16 protein-coding genes are annotated in these 16,559 nt (G+C 64.7%); 10 read left to right on the top strand and 6 right to left on the bottom strand.

What is annotated here, in order from left to right; translation table 11 throughout:
• Window positions 1–47: 47 nt before the first annotated feature.
• Together ABMA46_RS18605 and ABMA46_RS18600 are read right to left on the bottom strand one after the other, a co-directional pair.
• Entirely contained in the window at window positions 48–950 is a 903-nt protein-coding gene (locus ABMA46_RS18605) for an extensin-like domain-containing protein (RefSeq protein ID WP_349001502.1), read from the bottom strand.
• A gap of 152 nt (window positions 951–1,102) precedes the next feature.
• Complete coding sequence (locus ABMA46_RS18600) at window positions 1,103–1,528, bottom strand: DUF3775 domain-containing protein (protein WP_349001501.1); 426 nt, start codon at window positions 1,526–1,528, stop codon at window positions 1,103–1,105.
• Between the two features lie 279 nt (window positions 1,529–1,807).
• Between ABMA46_RS18600 and greA the strand changes: the two genes are divergently transcribed.
• Window positions 1,808–2,281 (top strand): transcription elongation factor GreA, encoded by a 474-nt coding sequence (gene greA / locus ABMA46_RS18595; protein ID WP_349001500.1) that lies wholly within the window; start codon window positions 1,808–1,810, stop codon window positions 2,279–2,281.
• Between the two features lie 89 nt (window positions 2,282–2,370).
• On the opposite strand, the gene ABMA46_RS18590 is transcribed toward greA, so the two are convergent.
• Window positions 2,371–2,970 carry an NADPH-dependent FMN reductase gene (locus tag ABMA46_RS18590; protein WP_349001499.1) on the bottom strand — a complete coding sequence of 200 codons (600 nt, stop codon included), beginning with the start codon at window positions 2,968–2,970 and terminating at the stop codon, window positions 2,371–2,373.
• Between the two features lie 86 nt (window positions 2,971–3,056).
• On the opposite strand from ABMA46_RS18590, the gene ABMA46_RS18585 reads away from it, so the two are divergent.
• Window positions 3,057–3,428 carry a winged helix-turn-helix transcriptional regulator gene (locus ABMA46_RS18585; protein ID WP_349001498.1) on the top strand — a complete coding sequence of 124 codons (372 nt, stop codon included), beginning with the start codon at window positions 3,057–3,059 and terminating at the stop codon, window positions 3,426–3,428.
• A gap of 6 nt (window positions 3,429–3,434) precedes the next feature.
• On the opposite strand, the gene ABMA46_RS18580 is transcribed toward ABMA46_RS18585, so the two are convergent.
• Both ABMA46_RS18580 and ABMA46_RS18575 read right to left on the bottom strand, forming a co-directional pair.
• Window positions 3,435–3,833, bottom strand: a complete 399-nt coding sequence (locus tag ABMA46_RS18580) for an acyl-CoA thioesterase (protein WP_349001497.1) — start codon at window positions 3,831–3,833, stop codon at window positions 3,435–3,437.
• 82 nt (window positions 3,834–3,915) lie between these two features.
• Window positions 3,916–4,332, bottom strand: coding sequence for a GFA family protein (locus ABMA46_RS18575; protein WP_349001496.1), 417 nt, complete (start codon window positions 4,330–4,332; stop codon window positions 3,916–3,918).
• A gap of 184 nt (window positions 4,333–4,516) precedes the next feature.
• On the opposite strand from ABMA46_RS18575, the gene ABMA46_RS18570 reads away from it, so the two are divergent.
• From ABMA46_RS18570 to ABMA46_RS18560, 3 genes are all read left to right on the top strand, one after another.
• On the top strand, window positions 4,517–6,133 hold the full coding sequence (locus tag ABMA46_RS18570; RefSeq protein WP_349001495.1) for a GMC family oxidoreductase: 1,617 nt from the start codon (window positions 4,517–4,519) through the stop codon (window positions 6,131–6,133).
• An 85-nt stretch (window positions 6,134–6,218) separates the two neighbouring features.
• A complete protein-coding gene (locus tag ABMA46_RS18565; RefSeq protein ID WP_349001494.1) occupies window positions 6,219–6,629 on the top strand; it encodes an endonuclease domain-containing protein in 411 nt (136 codons plus the stop codon).
• 100 nt (window positions 6,630–6,729) lie between these two features.
• Window positions 6,730–7,944, top strand: a complete 1,215-nt coding sequence (locus tag ABMA46_RS18560; protein WP_349001493.1) for a mandelate racemase/muconate lactonizing enzyme family protein — start codon at window positions 6,730–6,732, stop codon at window positions 7,942–7,944.
• 153 nt (window positions 7,945–8,097) lie between these two features.
• On the opposite strand, the gene ABMA46_RS18555 is transcribed toward ABMA46_RS18560, so the two are convergent.
• Complete coding sequence (locus ABMA46_RS18555) at window positions 8,098–9,036, bottom strand: diacylglycerol/lipid kinase family protein (RefSeq protein WP_349001492.1); 939 nt, start codon at window positions 9,034–9,036, stop codon at window positions 8,098–8,100.
• 900 nt (window positions 9,037–9,936) lie between these two features.
• Between ABMA46_RS18555 and ABMA46_RS18550 the strand changes: the two genes are divergently transcribed.
• From ABMA46_RS18550 to ABMA46_RS18530, 5 genes are all read left to right on the top strand, one after another.
• The gene (locus ABMA46_RS18550; protein WP_349001491.1) at window positions 9,937–11,259 is read left to right on the top strand and encodes a coiled-coil domain-containing protein; all 1,323 of its coding nucleotides are present in this window, start codon (window positions 9,937–9,939) and stop codon (window positions 11,257–11,259) included.
• Between the two features lie 297 nt (window positions 11,260–11,556).
• Complete coding sequence (gene uvrB, locus ABMA46_RS18545) at window positions 11,557–14,718, top strand: excinuclease ABC subunit UvrB (protein WP_349001490.1); 3,162 nt, start codon at window positions 11,557–11,559, stop codon at window positions 14,716–14,718.
• 2 nt (window positions 14,719–14,720) lie between these two features.
• Entirely contained in the window at window positions 14,721–15,374 is a 654-nt protein-coding gene (locus ABMA46_RS18540) for a uracil-DNA glycosylase family protein (protein ID WP_349001489.1), read from the top strand.
• Between the two features lie 77 nt (window positions 15,375–15,451).
• Window positions 15,452–15,880: a VOC family protein gene (locus tag ABMA46_RS18535; RefSeq protein ID WP_349001488.1), complete on the top strand. Its 429-nt coding sequence runs from the start codon at window positions 15,452–15,454 to the stop codon at window positions 15,878–15,880.
• 134 nt (window positions 15,881–16,014) lie between these two features.
• Window positions 16,015–16,368, top strand: a complete 354-nt coding sequence (locus ABMA46_RS18530; protein ID WP_349001487.1) for a DUF1428 domain-containing protein — start codon at window positions 16,015–16,017, stop codon at window positions 16,366–16,368.
• The last annotated feature ends 191 nt before the right edge of the window (window positions 16,369–16,559 follow it).

Raw genomic sequence — 16,559 nt, 5'->3', positions numbered from 1 at the left:
TTTACGGCTGCGGCGCAATTGCGGCGGCTCGCGGCGTCCGGGCGATGCTACTGGCAGAACGTGCCGTTGTGGCGGCGCGGCTCCAGGTCGAGATGGAAATGCAGCTCGTGATCGGGGTCGCTGCCGGGACCGAGCACCGTCTTGAACGGCCCGCAGGCGGCGGCCCTCACCTTGTCGAGGAATTTCCCCTGCTTTTCCGGCGGCCTGGGGCCGACATCGACGCGCATGTCGTCGGCGAGCGTAAATGAAGCGATGTCGAGCGCATTGCCGAAGGCGTGCTCGGAAATCTTGCCGCCATTGTGCCGCGGCCGGCATACATAGGCCGACGCCTGCGCGATCGCCTTGACCTGTGACCCCAGCTCTTCCTTTGCGGCCGGCGTGACCACGTCCTTCATGAAGCGGCCGAGCGCTTCGGCCATGGGACAGTTCAGTTCGGCCTCGGGCGCGAGATCGATCGATGGACCGAGCTTGCTGACGACGACAGGATAGGGGATCGAACATCCCACCTTCGCGTCATGCTCGGCGGCGTGCTCCTCGAACACGACGCCCAGCGCCTTCAGGCGGCCGCGGCAAGCGATCTCCTCGGCAGGCAGTTCGTCGGCGGCAACCGCCGACGACCGCGGGTCGGGCGGCCTGACTTTCTCGGTCTTCGCCGGTTCTTGCTTTTCCGGGGCTTTGTCGGATCCGGCAGGATTGGGTTCGGTTTCGTCGGATTGATCGGCGGCCTTGCCCGCACCGACGGGTTTTGGCGGCGGCGCCGGGGCCGTTTCGGGCGGCTTGGCGTCGTTGGGGCCGGGCGGGCGCTTTTCGGGGACGGGAACATCGCCGGACTGCGGCGGCTGTCCGGGCGCGGCCTCGTCCGGAGCCTCGACGCGGTTCAAGTCCGGAACCGGTGCCGTCACCGGCAGTTTCGGCGACTTCGCCCAAAGCGGCGCAGCCGTCGCTGCCAAGATGGCGGATGCCAAAAGAGCGGTCGTGCAACCCAGGCGAACTGCTTTCATGGAGACGCAACGGCCAGAGCAAGCAGGGGTTGCGCCGGCCTGCGGCGACGGCGATCAAAAACGGTTACGGCCCCGTCACGCACCGATGTCACGCGCCGATGTCATGCGCCGATCGCCTCCAGCCCGTCCTCCAGCCAGTCGCCCAGCATCGGCATCCCGAGCAGATAGCCGGCCGTGCGCCGGTTGACGCGATCGCGTGCGGCAACAAGCGCCGTGCCCCATTCGGCAGCCTCGTAGTCGCCCCGGCCGAGCCAGGCCAGCGCGACCAGTTCGGCGGCTTCGTCCACGTTGAGGTCGCCGACCAGAGCGCGAAACTCCTTTTCGGTGAGGTTTTCGGCCTCCTCCTCGACCAGTCCGTCATGGTGATGGGTGTCGTGCCAGTCGCCATCGAACTCGACCTCGTGTTCGCCGCCGTCGACGTAATCGTCATGGATATCCGCGCTCAGGGCTTTCGCCTTGAGGATCAGCAGCCGCACCGTGTCCGGCCCGATCGACAGATCCCATTCCTTGTCCCGGTGCCGTTTCACCGGCGTCCTCCCTGCGTCTGTGGCTCGATGATAGCCGATTTGCAGCCGCCGTCATCTGCTTGAGCGGTCTTTAGCCGAGACAGGCCCGCAACGTCGGCAGTTCCTGCGAAAATAGGACGCAACGGCAGTTTTTTGGGCGTGAAAATCGCGTGAAGCTTGCTATATTCATGGCATCTGAGGTGAGGCGGTTCCGTCAGCCACAAGCTGCCGGGCCGTTTTCTTTTTGCCCGGCGACAGGGTCGGCCCCGGATGCGGGACCGCCAGGAGAAAGGTGAAGCCATGAACAAGGTGCCGATGACAGGCAACGGATTCTCCACGCTGAAGGAGGAACTCCGCTGGCGCCAGCAGGAAGAACGGCCACGCATCATCGAGGCCATCTCCGAGGCGCGCGCGCATGGGGACCTTTCGGAAAACGCCGAGTACCACGCCGCCAAGGAAGCCCAGAGCCTGAACGAAGGCCGTATCGGCGAGCTCGAGGACTTCATCGCCCGCGCCGAGGTCATCGACGTGTCGAAGCTCTCCGGCGACAAGGTCAAGTTCGGCGCCACCGTGGTTCTCGTCGACGAGGACACCGAGGAGAAGAAGACCTACCAGATCGTCGGCGACCAGGAGGCGGACGTGAAGTCCGGCCGCATCTCGATCTCGTCGCCGATCGCGCGCGCCCTGATCGGCAAGGAAGTCGGCGACGCCGTGGAAGTCAACGCGCCCGGCGGCGCGCGCGGCTACGAGATCGTCGAGGTCCAGTTCATCTGAACCCTCGGGCCGCAGGACGCGGCCGGACCGATCGCGCATGAAAAAAGGGCGGCCGAACGACCGCCCTTTTCGATTCCATTGAGCAGCGATCAGGCTGCCTGCGCCGCCTGGACATCCGCGTCGCGCGCCGTCTTGAGCGCGTGCGCCCACCAGGAAAGCTGGTCGATCATCTGGTTGGCCGCCTGGTTGAGGTGGTCGAATTCGCCGAGCGATTTGCCCTGCTGCAGCACCGCCATGAAATCGGGCAGCAGGACATGCACGGCATGACGGATCGGCGCCATCTGCAATTCCACCGCTATCATGCGCAATTGCTCGACCGCCCGCGCGCCGCCGACGCCGCCATAGCCGACAAAGGCGATCGGCTTGTTCTTCCACTCGTTGTAGGCATAGTCGAGCGCGTTCTTCAGCACGCCGGTCGGCGCGTGATTGTATTCGGCCGCGGTCACGATAAAGCCGTCGAGCTCGGCGATCTTCTTCTGCCAGCGCTGTGCGACCTCGTTCTGCGAGGGCGCCCAGGCGGGCGAGGCCGGTTCGTCGAAGAACGGCATCGGGTAATCGCGCAGATCGACCACCTCGAAATCGAGGCCGGTATGCTCCCTGGCAATCCCGGATATCCATTCGACCGGCTTGTCGGCGAAACGGTTCGGACGGACTGAACCGACGATGATGCCGATCCTGGGTTTGGACATGGTAGTCTCCTTTTGAAACTGTGGTATCCAATAGATACCTACACTATATGAGAGACCATGAGGCAAAATCGCAAGGAGGCACTTTTTTGAAACCCGGTCACCCGCATGCAACCGAGGACTGCCGCGCGGTTTCGGAAGTCCTGCAGCGCATCGGCGACAAGTGGTCGCTGCTGGTGGTGCGTCGCCTAGGCGACGGGCCGCTGCGCTTCAACGAACTGCGGGCCGCCGTCGGCGGAATCTCGCAGAAAATGCTGACCACGACGCTGCGCACGCTGGAGCGTGACGGCTTCGTCACGCGCACCGTTTTCCCGACCATCCCGCCCCGCGTGGACTATGAGCTGACGGAACTCGGGCGTGAACTGGAAGTGCCGGTCAAGGGACTCGCCGAATGGGCGATCGCCAACATGGCGCGCATCAGCGAGGCGCGCCGGCGTTTCGATACGTCTGCGGCAGCCTGAGGACGCTCAATCTTCCGGCGGGACCGGCGTGGGCTTTCCCTCGCCGTCCAGCGCCACCATGATGAAGTCGGCATGCGTCACCCGCTCCATCCGGTCGGTGAGGTAGCGCTGCGCCCAGGCCTCGACCTTGAGCACCATCGAGGTGCGGCCGACACGGTCGATATGAGAATAGACGCACAGCGTATCGCCGATCTTCATCGGCTTGGCGAAGGCCATTTCCTTGACTGCGGCGGTCACCACTCTGCCTTTGGCCCGCTCGGCGGCGCGGATGCCGCAGGCAAGGTCCATCTGCGCCATCACCCAGCCGCCGAAAATATCGCCGGCGGCATTGGCGTCGGACGGCATCGCCAGCGTCCTGAGCGTCAGCTCGCCATGCGGCATGAGCCCGTCGGCATATTGGACCATGGCTGTCTCCCGAAGCATCCGTCGAAACCTTGCCTATCCGCCCGACGATCGAGCGTCAACGCAGGGCTGTGCCTGCGCATGGTCAACCGTTCGAATGCTCCCGGAACTGAGGCAGGTCGTCCATGATCGTGAACCAGGGCGCCTTGGAGCCGACGAATATATGGTGGCTCGGCCGGATAGTCGGCTCGTCGACAAGCGTTCCCATGGCGACATGAACGTACATGGCTTCACGAACGAGCGAATAGAGCAGCGAACCGCATACGCCGCAATGTGCGTCATGAGTGATCTCGTCGCCATACCGCATGATGTCGGCTTCGCCTTTCACGATGGCAAGTTCGCGGGCCTCGATCCCGGCGAAGGGCTTGAACGCCGACCCGGTGGTGCGCCTGCACTTCGAGCAATGGCAATTGGCTGCGTAGCCGAACGCGTCGCTCACTTCGTAGCGGACCGTTCCGCACATGCAGGTCCCGGCAAGACGGCGAGCCTGTTTCTGTTGCATCCTGTCCCTCCTTTGCGATCCCGGCGCGGGTCTCGCAACCTGCGTCTATTGCAAGACGGATAACCGCCCCGCGCCCCGACAGTCGCATTTTTCACAAGCCATGCCGGATGCCCCGCTGACGCCGCGGGCACCGGATGGCTAGGCTGGCGGTTATTCACCACGACCCGCAGCCGGCCGCTTTCCCATGCAGACATATGATTTCATCGTCGTCGGTTCGGGCTCGGCCGGCTCGGTCGTCGCGGAGCGCCTGTCTGCGTCGGGGCGCCATTCGGTGCTGGTGCTGGAGGCGGGCGGCACCGACCGCCGTTTCTACGTGCAGATGCCGCTCGGCTACGGCAAGACCTTCTTCGATCCCGCCGTCAACTGGAACTACAAGGCCGAGCCCGATCCCGGGCTTGCCGGCAACGCCGACCATTGGCCGCGCGGCAAGCTGCTCGGCGGATCGAGTTCGATCAACGCAATGGTCTGGATCCGCGGCGCGCGGGAAGACTATGACGGCTGGGCGGCGCAGGGAAATCCGGGCTGGAGCTACGGCGACGTGCTGCCGGCCTTCAAGGCGATCGAGGACAATCAGGCCGGCGCGGACGAATGGCGCGGCGCCGGCGGGCCGGTCCATGTCACGCGCTGCGAGAACGCAGTCCATCCGCTCTCGAAACTCTATCTGGCCGCCGCGCAACAGGCAGGCCTGCCGCTCAACCCGGACTTCAATGGCGCAAGTCAGGAGGGCGTCGGCATCTACCAGATCAACACCAGGAACGGCCGGCGCATGTCGGCAGCGCGCGCCTTCCTGCGTCCCGCCATGAAGCGCGCCAACGTGCGCGTCGAGACCCGTGCGCTGGCGACCAGAATCCTGTTCGAGGGCCGGCGCGCCGTCGGCGTGGAATACGAACGGAACGGCCGGATTGAACAGGCGCGCGCCGGCCGCGAGGTGATCCTGTCGGCCGGCTCGATCAACACGCCGCAACTGCTCCAGCTTTCCGGCGTCGGCCCGGGCGCGCTGCTGCAAGAACTCGACATTCCCGTTCTTCACGCCAATCCGAATGTCGGCGCGAACCTCCAGGACCACATCGGCATCAACTACACCTTCAAGGGGCGCACCGCGACGCTGAACCAGATCCTGCGGCCCTGGTGGGGCAAGGCCCTTGTGGGCGCGCAGTATCTGCTCCTGCGCTCCGGCCCGCTGTCGCTGTCGATGAACAATGCCGGCGGCTTCTTCCGCACCGATCCGGCGCTGTCGCGGCCGAACATGCAGCTCTACTTCCAGGCCTTCTCGACCGTCCTCCCCAGGGGCGGGGAGCGGCCGATCCTGTCGCCCGACCCGTGGCCGGGCTTCTCCATCGGCCTTTCCAACTGCCGCCCGTCGAGCCGCGGCGAGATCATGATCCGCTCGAACGATCCGCGCGACTATCCGAAGATCACGGCCAACGCGCTCTCCACCAATTCCGACGTGGAGGAGATGCTCGACGCCGTGAAATTCGTGCGCCGGATCGCCTCCATGCCGGCCATGGCCGACACTATCGTGGAGGAGATTCTGCCTGGCCCGTCAATCACTTCCGACGCCGATCTGATTCAGGATTTCAGGAAGCGCTCCGGCACGGTCTACCATCCGGTCTCGACCTGCCGCATGGGGCCGGACGCCGCGCGCGCCGTGGTCGACACCCGCCTGAGAGTACATGGCCTGGAAGCCCTGCGCGTCATCGACGCCTCGGTCTTTCCCGAAAACATCACCGGCAACACAAACGCCCCCACCATCATGGTAGGCTGGAAGGGCGCCGAAATGATACTGGAGGACCAGGGATGAGAGCGCCGCACGGCGAGGCTGCGCTCCTCGCCCCCACAACGTGGGGGAGAGGTGGCTCGGGCGAAGCCCGAGACGGTGAGGGGGAATGACCGGCCCGCGCCACAGCAGCCGCAGGCCAGCCGCGACGCTGAGAGCGCGCGCCTTGCGACGCGGCGGGAACATTGCCGAAGCCCGGCTATGGAACGAGTTGAAGGACCGGAAGCTCGGCGGCTTCAAGTTTGTTCGACAGTTTCCGATCGGGCCGTTCTTCGCCGACTTTACCTGCCGGGAGCGAAAGCTGGTCATTGAAATCGACGGCAGCCAGCACGTAGATCGCGCATCGGACCGATCGCGTGACGCGTTCATGCAGCAGGAAGGTTATTCGGTGCTGCGGTTCTGGAACACTGATGTTTTCAGCAATCTGGGACCGGTCTGCGAAACCATTCTGGCCGCGCTGAGCGACCGGCTGTCGAAGGATGTAGTCGCCTCCGATATGCGGTACATAAAGGCAAAATGACCCCTCACCGCCTCGCTTCGCTCGGCACCTCTCCCCTGCTCCGCAGGGGCGAGGAGCGCAGCGTCAGCGATCGGCGCTTCCCCGGCAAAGGAACCATCCCATGAAGATCACCGACGTAAAAACCTGGGTTGTCGGCAATCCGCCTCCGGGCATCGGCGGCAAGTATTTCATCTTCGTGCGGCTGACGACCGATGCCAACGTCACCGGCTACGGCGAAGCCTATAACGCCACCTTCGGCCCCCAAGTCACCGCCCGCATGATCGAAGACATGGCGGAGCGCTACTTCGTCGGCCATGATCCGCACGAGGTCGAGAACTTCTTCCGCCGCTGCTACTCCTCGGGGTTCACGCAACGCCCCGACGTCTCCGGCATGGGCTGCTTCTCGGCGCTGGAGATGGCCTGCTGGGACATCATCGGCAAGGAGGCGGGCCAGCCGGTCTACCAGTTGCTCGGCGGGCGCGTGCACGAGAAGCTGCGCTCCTACACCTATCTCTATCCGCACACCGGCTCCGTCCATTCCGAGGATGCGCCGGACGGGCGCAACGTCTACAACGATCCCGAAATGGCCGCCGCCTGCGCACTGGAATATGTCGAGCAGGGTTTCAATGCAGTGAAGCTGGACCCCGCCGGTCCCTACACCGCCTTCGACGGCCACCAGCCGCGGCTGGTCGATATCGAGACCTCGGCGGCGATGGTCAAGGCGATCCGCGACGCGGTCGGCACCCGCGCCGACATATTGTTCGGCACGCATGGCCAGTTCACCGCCTCCGGCGCCCTGCGCATGGCCCGCGCCATCGAGCCTTACGACCCGCTCTGGTTCGAGGAACCGGTGCCGCCCGATATGCCGGAAGTGATGGCCGAGGTGGGGCGCGGCACGTCGATCCCCATCGCGACCGGCGAGCGGCTGACGACGAAATCCGAATTCGCGCGCGTCATCGAAAACCGCGCCGCCACCATCCTCCAGCCCGACCTCGGCCGCTCCGGCGGCATCCTGGAAACCAAGAAGATCGCCGCCATGGCGGAGGCCTGGCACATCCAGGTCGCGCCGCATTGCTACTGCGGCCCGATCGTCGGCGCGGCCAACATCCAATTGGCCGTGACGCTTCCCAACTTCCTGATCCTCGAATCTCTGAAACAGTGGGACGGTTTTCACGCCACGCTGCTCAAGAAGAAGATCGAGTGGCAGGACGGCTGGGTGATCCCTTCGAAAGAACCGGGACTAGGCGTCGAACTGGACGAGGCCGTCTGCGAAGCGCATCCGTACTCCGGCAAGGACCTGCATCTGCAGATGATGCAGACGCCGCTGATGCCGTAACGCGAGGCGAAGCCTGCATGACAGGCCGCCCCGGCCATATTGACCGGCGCGCTCTCCGAAGAAATTTCAGTGAAACAGGAAGATACGCAGATTTCCGGAATCAGGGCGGCAGCGGCCTGATTCAACGCCTCAACACAGACAACAGACCGTCACTCAACACCTCAGCACCAGCGCGCCCGGCAGGATCTCGAACGTGGCCGGGATCCGCCCCGGCGACTCACCGTCGATGTCGACCAGCGCGGCATTCGCCTCAAGCTCCCCGAGCGGTTCCACGACCACCTTGCGTCCCCGCAGGATGGTGATTGCCGGATGCTTGCGGTGGCGCCCGCCATAGACGAGCCGCAGGTCCCGGATGAGGCGCAGCTTGCTGGCTGCCTTCAGGATCACGATGTCGAACTGTCCGTCGTCCAGCGAAGCGTCCGGCGCCACCATCATGCCGCCGCCGAAGAATCTTCCGTTGGCGATCGCCACCAGCGCCACGCTCGCTTCGACCGGCGCACCGTCGTCCACAGTGATGCGGACGTGCTGGAAACGGTAGCGCAGGAATTCTGATACCGTGCGCCAGTAGAACAGCGCCTTGGCGGACACCAGGCCCTTGCGCCTGTCGGCATTGACCGCCCGGTCGACGGCGCCCGACAGGCCGAGGCTCGCGATGTTGATGAAATGCCGGCTGGCGAGCGCCCCGTGATCGTCGACATAGGCGACGCGGCCGGCATCCACCGCCCTGCCCTGCGCATCGGCCATGTGTTTCACCAGCGTATCGACGTCGCGCGGCAGGCCGAGCCCGCGGGCAAAGTCCATGCCGGTGCCGCAAGGCATCAATCCGAGTTGCGCAGTGCGGCCGTGTTCACCGGCCGCCTGCAAAAGGCCGTCCGCGACCTCGCTCGCCGTTCCGTCGCCGCCTGCCGCGACGACCAGATCGAAACCGGCGGCGGCGAGGTCGAGCGCCAGCCGCTCGGCGTCGCCTTCCGCCTGCGTCTCGCGCAATTCGAAGTCGCCGAAATGCCGCCTGAGCGCGGCGGCTGCACGCGGCCAGTCGCGCTTCAGCCGACCGCCCCCGGCCACCGGATTGAGGACCACCCCGACCTTCACGCAGCCTCCCCTTTCGCCTTTCGACAGGCGGGCTTTCGGCGAAACCGCTCCGTTTACCCGAAAATGCGGGATTTGCCACCGCTTATGCCCGATAACCACTGTATCCACAGGGCGTCGGCGGTTTCCAACGCCGATTTGCCGGCATAGGATCAAAACATCTCAGGCGGCCACGGATCGCCCCGTCGCAAGGCGGAAGACCACGAGGAGCGCTTGAGGCCCGTACGGCACGACGAAAGGCAGGCTTGCCGAAAGACGAGCTTGACGGAAGACGAGGCCGGGACCTACGGGGCCGCTTAAAGCGTGCCAACGCCGATGGCGGACCGATGCAGCCATGAAGGCCGGTAAGGCCCTTCGATGGCGCGCCTGAAATCCCGCGAGGGATGGAACGGCGCGGCTCCGGAACAGACGCGCCTCCGGGTGCGGCGAACGGGGCCGTCAAAATCAAGGTCGGCAGGGCGCGATGCTCTTCGGATATCGCCGCCGTGACCGGTTCCATCTGACAGGGAGGCGCTGGGAGAAATCCCGGCGCCGACTGTTTTTCGCGCTTTCACCTCATCCGCGCGCAAGCCCTTTCCACCGCCCCGGATCGGCGCGCGACGCCCCTGCGGAACGCACCTCCTGCGGCCGCGAACCGGTTCCGGCACCACTCCGAAGTATCCAGAATATAGAGTTCAAGTAGTCGTTCGAAGATATGTCTTCCGACGCCCGGGAAGGCGCCGGACGGGCGGCGAATATTAGCCGCGTTTACTATAAGCCGAGATCGGCGCCGGCGCCCCGTTTCCAAGCCATTGAAACCATGTATTATTTATTAACAAAGTATGAACGCCGGGCGTGAACCCGGTTGCACCAGACAGGGCAGCGCAGATGAATCTGACCACCATCCTTTCCCGCAAAGGCAGCATGAAACGCGCGTTCGTCGAGCTTGAAAGCGACATGGACGACATGCTCAAGGAGGAATTCCTGCTTCCGCCGGAGCTCGAAGCGGCAGAGACCGGCGAAGTACAGCCGGAAGAACTCCTGCAGGACATTCAGGACGAAACCTTGCCCGGCGCCCCCGTCCTGGAGGAAGCCACAGCCGAGGAAGCCCCGGTCGATCACATGAACGCCCATGCGCAAGGCCGCATCACCGACATTGCCGCCTTCGACGAAACACGCAACCTCGTCCAGCAGCAGCTCGACACGATCGGCGCCGCGCTGACCAAGATCCTGTCCGTTCACCATCTCGGCCGCGATTTCCTCGACGATTGCTATGCCGATGTCCGGCGCGCCAATGACCTGGAGCAGGCGGTCTCGAACCTGTCGGCTGAAAACCGCAAGCTCGGCGACCAGTTGGACAAGCTCGAAAAACTGCGCGGACGCTACGAACAGCTCATCGAGGTGTTGAAACATCGCGAAGCGAGGCTGCTCGCCGAGGCCGACCGCATGCGCGAGGAACTGGCTTCCGCCAAGCTGGAAGCGGTCGAGGCGAGAAGTGCGGCCTCTCGCGCCGAACTGGCCCAAGGCGACATGCACACGGCGCTGTCGGCCCGCACGAGCGAGGCCGAGCGCTACATGCGCGAGAACGAACTGTTGCGGGAGAAGAACGTCAACCTGTCGCTCGATCTCGACAAGGCGCTGCAGAGGCAGGCCGAGACGCGCCGCAAGTTCGAGGACCTGTCCTCGCTGCACGCCAGCGAGACTGGACGCATCGCCAAGGTATCGGCCAAGCTGGCCAGCGAGGAAAAGGAAGCCGCCCGCCTGCAGCAACTCGCCGACACGCTCGAACGCAAGCTGATGGAGGCGAGCGAAACGATCGCCGGCTTCAATCGCGACACGAAGCAGAACGAGGAACTGTACCAGAGCGAAATCCACACGCTCCGCTCGGAGAACCAGACCCTCATCGCCCGCATCCAGGCCGGCATGTCGGACCAGACGGAGACGTCCGCCGAAATCGAGGCGCTCACCGCCCGGCTGAACGAGGCCGAGGCTGCGCGTACCTTCGCCGAGCGCAAGATGGCGGACGCAGCCGCCGAGATGGAGGCCGAGCGGGCCTGGCGCGGCAGCCAGCACGAACGCCAGGTCAAGGAGCTTCGTGCCAGGATCGACGAGTTGACCCGCACGGCAGCGACGCTGCGCCAGCAGAAGGCAGCGCCAGCCGGAAAGCCCGAGCAGGCCGACATACCGCCGGCACGTCCGCGCCGCGCCGCCTCGACGCGGACCAAGCGGACCCGCGCTTCGGCCTGACCTCGGTCCGGCCGCCGACCGGAGTATTGCGGCAAAAGCACGAAGCAGTTTTGCGTTCGCAAATACGGCCAAAACAAAGTGAGGGAGCAGGTTCCGGCGATTCTGGCGCCAGGGGACCCCTCCGGCGGCCGCACCGGTCCGCTTCGCCTTCTGCGTGGCGTGGTGGGCGCGCCGGCGATGTGAGCCGACGGCGTGCCTTGGCTCCTGACAGCCTCTTGTCAGCAGCGGGGCCGCGCTTCAGCGCCCAAGGGCGGATGCGCCCTTTCCATTTTGCCGGACTCCACCCATATTCAGCGCATGGCCAGACCTTCCGACAAGAACGCGCGACCGGCGCAGGATGACCGTTCGCCGCCGCGCAAGCGCGGCAATGCCGTCACCGACTATCTCGACGCCTCCGAACCCCTGGAGCGCAAGGGCTTTGCGGAGGCACCGCAAACCGAATTCACCGGCGCGCCACTCTCCGGTTCCATCTCCGACTGGGCCGAACAGATTTCGCGCGAAGCGGAGAATGAGGGGCGCCCGGTGGTCTCCCCCCTTGAAGGGGAGATGTCGGCGAAGCCGACAGAGGGGGTTACCTCAGAAGGCACTACCGGAAAGTCGAGCACTGCCGCGGCAACCCCTCCCGGCCCTTCGGGCCACCCTCCCCTCAAGGGGGAGGGGAAGGCGGCGAAGAAAATCCCCGAGAAAAGTGCCTCGCCCACCCGCACGGCGCGCGGCACCTCGATGGGCGGCGCGGCTTCGGCCAAGGAACGCGCGGCGGTCGGCCTCAACCCGGTCGCCGGCCTCGACATCTCGCTGGAAGACGCCGAGACGCTTTCCAACACCGGCGTCACCGCCACGGTGCAGGCGCTCGCCGACCTGATCGAGAGCGGCAACCCGCTGCACAAGAACGGCGTGCTGTGGACGCCGCATCGCCCCGAGCGCCCGGAGAAATCCGAAGGCGGCATCGCCATCAAAATGGAATCGGATTTCCAGCCGGCCGGCGACCAGCCGACGGCGATCAAGGATCTCGTCGAAGGCATCGCCAACGAAGACCGCACCCAGGTCCTGCTCGGCGTCACCGGCTCGGGCAAAACCTTCACCATGGCCAAGGTGATCGAGGAGACGCAGCGCCCTGCCCTGATCCTCGCCCCGAACAAGACGCTGGCAGCCCAGCTCTATGCCGAGTTCAAGAAGTTCTTCCCCGACAACGCGGTCGAGTATTTCGTCTCCTATTACGACTACTACCAGCCGGAAGCCTACGTCCCGCGCACCGACACCTACATCGAGAAGGAATCCTCCATCAACGAGCAGATCGACCGCATGCGCCACTCGGCGACGCGCTCGCTGCTGGAGCGCGACGACGTCATCATCGTCGCCTCGGTGTCCTGCATCTACGGTATCGGCTCGGTCGAAACCTACACGGCCATGACCTTCCAGATGCAGATCGGCGACCGGCTCGACCAGCGCCAGCTTCTCGCCGATCTCGTCGCCCAGCAGTACAAGCGCCAGGACATCAACTTCGTGCGCGGCTCCTTCCGGGTGCGCGGCGACACGATCGAGATATTCCCCGCCCACCTCGAGGACCGCGCCTGGCGCATCTCGCTGTTCGGCGACGAGATCGAGTCCATCACCGAGTTCGACCCGCTGACCGGCCAGAAGACCGGCGACCTGAAGTCGGTCAAGATCTACGCCAACTCGCACTACGTGACGCCGCGCCCGACGTTGAATCAGGCCATCAAGTCCATCAAGGAAGAATTGCAGCACCGCCTGCAAGAGCTTGAAAAGGCTGGCCGTCTGCTGGAGGCGCAGCGGCTGGAACAGCGCACGCGCTTCGACCTGGAAATGCTGGAGGCGACCGGCTCCTGCGCCGGCATCGAGAACTATTCGCGCTATCTCACCGGCCGCAACCCCGGCGATCCGCCGCCGACGCTGTTCGAATATGTGCCCGACAACGCGCTGATCTTCGTCGACGAGAGCCACGTCACCATCCCGCAGATCGGCGGCATGTATCGCGGCGACTTCCGCCGCAAGGCGACGCTGGCCGAATACGGCTTCCGCCTGCCCTCCTGCATGGACAACCGGCCGCTGCGCTTCGAGGAATGGGACGCCATGCGCCCGCTCACCGTCGGCGTTTCGGCAACGCCCGGCGCATGGGAACTGGAGCAGTCCGGCGGCGTCTTCGCCGAGCAGGTCATCCGCCCGACCGGCCTCATCGACCCGCCGGTCGAGGTGCGCCCGGCCAAGAGCCAGGTCGACGACGTCGTCGGCGAAATCCGCGAGACTACCGCCAAGGGCTACCGCACGCTCTGCACGGTGCTGACCAAGCGCATGGCCGAGGACCTGACGGAATACCTGCACGAGCAGGGTATCCGGGTACGCTACATGCACTCCGACATCGACACGCTGGAGCGCATCGAAATCCTGCGAGACCTTCGTCTCGGCGCCTTCGACGTGCTGGTCGGCATCAACTTGCTGCGGGAGGGCCTCGACATCCCCGAATGCGGCTTCGTCGCCATCCTCGACGCCGACAAGGAGGGTTTTCTCCGTTCCGAGACTTCGCTGATCCAGACCATCGGCCGCGCAGCACGCAACGTCGACGGCAAGGTCATCCTTTATGCCGATCAGGTCACCGGCTCGATGGAGCGGGCGATGGCGGAGACCAACCGCCGGCGTGAAAAACAGCTCGAATACAACGAGGCCAACGGCATCACCCCGGAGAGCGTGAAGTCGCGCATCGCCGACATTCTGGAATCGGTCTACGAGAAGGACCACGTCCGCGCCGACATCTCGCAGTTCACCGACGATGCCGGCCAGATGATGGGCAACAATTTCAAGGCGCATCTGGAGCACCTGCAAAAGAAGATGCGCGACGCCGCCGCCGACCTGAACTTCGAGGAGGCCGCCCGCCTGCGCGACGAGATCAAGCGGCTCACCGAACTGGAATTGCAGATTTCCGACGACCCGCTGGCGAAATACGCCGAGAGCGAAAGTCCGGTCTCCGGGCGCGAGAAAGGCAAGCACAACAAGGGCCGCGAGCGGCACAGGACGGTGGACGACACCCAGTCGCTGTTCGCCAAGCCCTCCCTCGACGAGATGGGCCGCGCAGGCGACTATTCAAAGCCGGCAGGTTCCGGCTTCAGCAAGCCGTCGCTGGACGACATGGGGCCGGGCACCGACATGCCGACGCCGGCCGGCGCCATCTCGCGGTCGCTGTTCAAGAAGCAGTCGGCGCAGGAAGCGCACGGCTCCGACTTCGGCATCCCCGGCGAGAACAAACCATCCCTGTTCCGCAAGAACTCGCTGGACGAGATGACGGTGCGCCGCACCGAAAAGCCTGTCGAAGGCGCCAAGCCGGCAAAACCCGAGGACGTCAAGCCGATCAGGCGCGAGCGCGCCGGCATCGGTTCCTACGAAGACCCTGCCGACCAGAAACGCCAGACAAGGCGACCGAAGAAGAGTGGCAGGCCGGGGCATTAGGAATGGATGCCGATAGCATACGGCGTGCTATCGGCCAGGAATACATCCGGCGCGGCCATCGCCTGGGCTGGCGATTGCTGGCCTCTCCCTGGAAAACGACGGAACGCGCCGACATCGCCTTTCTCGGTATAAATCCCGGCGGCGGCAGCCGCGAAACCGATCACGGCGAGCTTTCGACGGAGAACGGAAGCGCCTACGAAATCGAGGCCTGGGCCGGCTATCCGGCGGGCGCCTCTCCCCTCCAGAAACAGGTCCGTGGCCTCTTTGAGACGCTTGGGGTGGCGGCCCGTGACGTTCTGGCGGGAAATCTCGTCCCGTTCCGCTCGCCGAACATCAACGCTCTGCCCGACAGGCAAGCCGCCGTCGAGTTCGGGATCGATCTGTGGACCCGGCTTCTGGCAACCGCCAGGCCGAAACTCGTCATCGGCATGGGCGGCGATACCCATGCCGCCCTGCTTGGAATTGCGGGCATTTCGCCATCCGATGTTGAAACGAAGCTATCGGGATGGGGCACCGTGCGGGTGAAGCGGGCCGCCGGAGGCCGTTTCGACCTGGCCATGCTTCCGCATCTTTCGCGGTTCCAGATCGTCGGGCATCCTAGATGCGACGATGCCGTGAGATGGGCATTGGAGCCCTTTCTCTCGCGACAGCGATAAAAAGTTTTCTCCGCCCTGTCGGCATCGACCGTGCCTGCCCGTCCTTGGGACACAAACAGCGAACGCAGGAGGAAGCCATGCCCGACCAGACCAATACCCAGCCGATGCCGAAGGTTCTCGGCGGCCTGACGCCCTATCTCAGCCTCGACGGCGCCAGCAAGGCCGCCGCGTTCTATGAGAAGGCATTCGGTGCCGAGCAGGTGTTCGCCGTTCCGCCGGACGAGCAGGGTCGGACCATGCACATCCATCTCTATGTCAACGGCTCCAGCCTGATGCTGGGCGACTTCTACCCCGAATCCGGCCATGCCAGGGAGCCCGTGCAGGCCTGCACGATGCAGCTTCATCTCACCGACGAGAACGTCGACGAATGGTGGAAGCGCGCCATCGACGCGGGCTGCGAAATCGAAATGCCGCTTCAGGTCATGTTCTGGGGAGATCGCTGGGGCAGCATGCGCGATCCCTTCGGCGTGCACTGGGCCATGAACGCGCCGGTGAAGAAGGGCTGACGCCGGCATTCGACCCGGAAATTCAGGCCTCCAATCCAGCCAAAGGCCGGCGGAGACGAAAGCCGGCCAATAGCCGCCGGGCGCGCTTCCCAAGCCTGTCCGGCGGCTCCCCTCTTCCAACACAGGAGAAAGCAATGTCCTATGTCGACGGATTCATCCTCTCCGTGCCGAAAGCCAAACTGGATGCGTACAAGGCGCTCGCCGAGATGGCCGGCGCCATCTGGATGGAGCATGGCGCGCTTTCCTATGTCGAATGCGTCGGCGACGACGTGCCTTACGGCGAACTCACGTCGTTCCCGCGCGCCGTGCAGGCCAGGGACGATGAGGTCGTCATCTTCGCATGGGTGACCTACGCCTCACGCGAAAGCCGCGACGCCGTGATGAAGAAGGTCATGGAAGACGAGCGCATGCCGAACGATCCGGCAGGGATGCCGTTCGACGGCAAGCGCATGATCTTCGGCGGCTTTCAGGCGTTCGTGGAACTCTAGGTTCAATCGACATTCAGGATTCAGTTCTGTTGAGGAATGTGATTCATGGGTTTCCAGGTTGATTGATCTGGAGGCCCATGATGTCGAAGCCCAAGCGGTACGAACTGACACCTGAGCAATGGCGGCGGATCGGGGATTTGCTGCCCGGCAAGCCCAGCGATCCGGGCCGTTCTGGGGGTGATAACCTTGCT

The sequence above is a fragment of the Mesorhizobium hunchu genome, from assembly GCF_040081975.1.
Lineage (GTDB): Bacteria > Pseudomonadota > Alphaproteobacteria > Rhizobiales > Rhizobiaceae > Mesorhizobium > Mesorhizobium hunchu.
The sequence above is the reverse complement of the archived record's forward strand: the minus strand, read 5'-3'. Positions and strand labels throughout refer to the sequence as shown.

Coding starts and splice junctions, on each gene's coding strand:
- greA (WP_349001500.1), top strand. CDS start 1,808: ATGAACAAGGTGCCGATGACAGGCAACGGATTCTCCACGCTGAAGGAG.
- ABMA46_RS18590 (WP_349001499.1), bottom strand. CDS start 2,970: ATGTCCAAACCCAGGATCGGCATCATCGTCGGTTCAGTCCGTCCGAAC.
- ABMA46_RS18580 (WP_349001497.1), bottom strand. CDS start 3,833: ATGGTCCAATATGCCGACGGGCTCATGCCGCATGGCGAGCTGACGCTC.
- ABMA46_RS18575 (WP_349001496.1), bottom strand. CDS start 4,332: ATGCAACAGAAACAGGCTCGCCGTCTTGCCGGGACCTGCATGTGCGGA.
- ABMA46_RS18570 (WP_349001495.1), top strand. CDS start 4,517: ATGCAGACATATGATTTCATCGTCGTCGGTTCGGGCTCGGCCGGCTCG.
- ABMA46_RS18565 (WP_349001494.1), top strand. CDS start 6,219: ATGACCGGCCCGCGCCACAGCAGCCGCAGGCCAGCCGCGACGCTGAGA.
- ABMA46_RS18560 (WP_349001493.1), top strand. CDS start 6,730: ATGAAGATCACCGACGTAAAAACCTGGGTTGTCGGCAATCCGCCTCCG.
- ABMA46_RS18550 (WP_349001491.1), top strand. CDS start 9,937: ATGAAACGCGCGTTCGTCGAGCTTGAAAGCGACATGGACGACATGCTC.
- uvrB (WP_349001490.1), top strand. CDS start 11,557: ATGGCCAGACCTTCCGACAAGAACGCGCGACCGGCGCAGGATGACCGT.
- ABMA46_RS18540 (WP_349001489.1), top strand. CDS start 14,721: ATGGATGCCGATAGCATACGGCGTGCTATCGGCCAGGAATACATCCGG.
- ABMA46_RS18535 (WP_349001488.1), top strand. CDS start 15,452: ATGCCCGACCAGACCAATACCCAGCCGATGCCGAAGGTTCTCGGCGGC.
- ABMA46_RS18530 (WP_349001487.1), top strand. CDS start 16,015: ATGTCCTATGTCGACGGATTCATCCTCTCCGTGCCGAAAGCCAAACTG.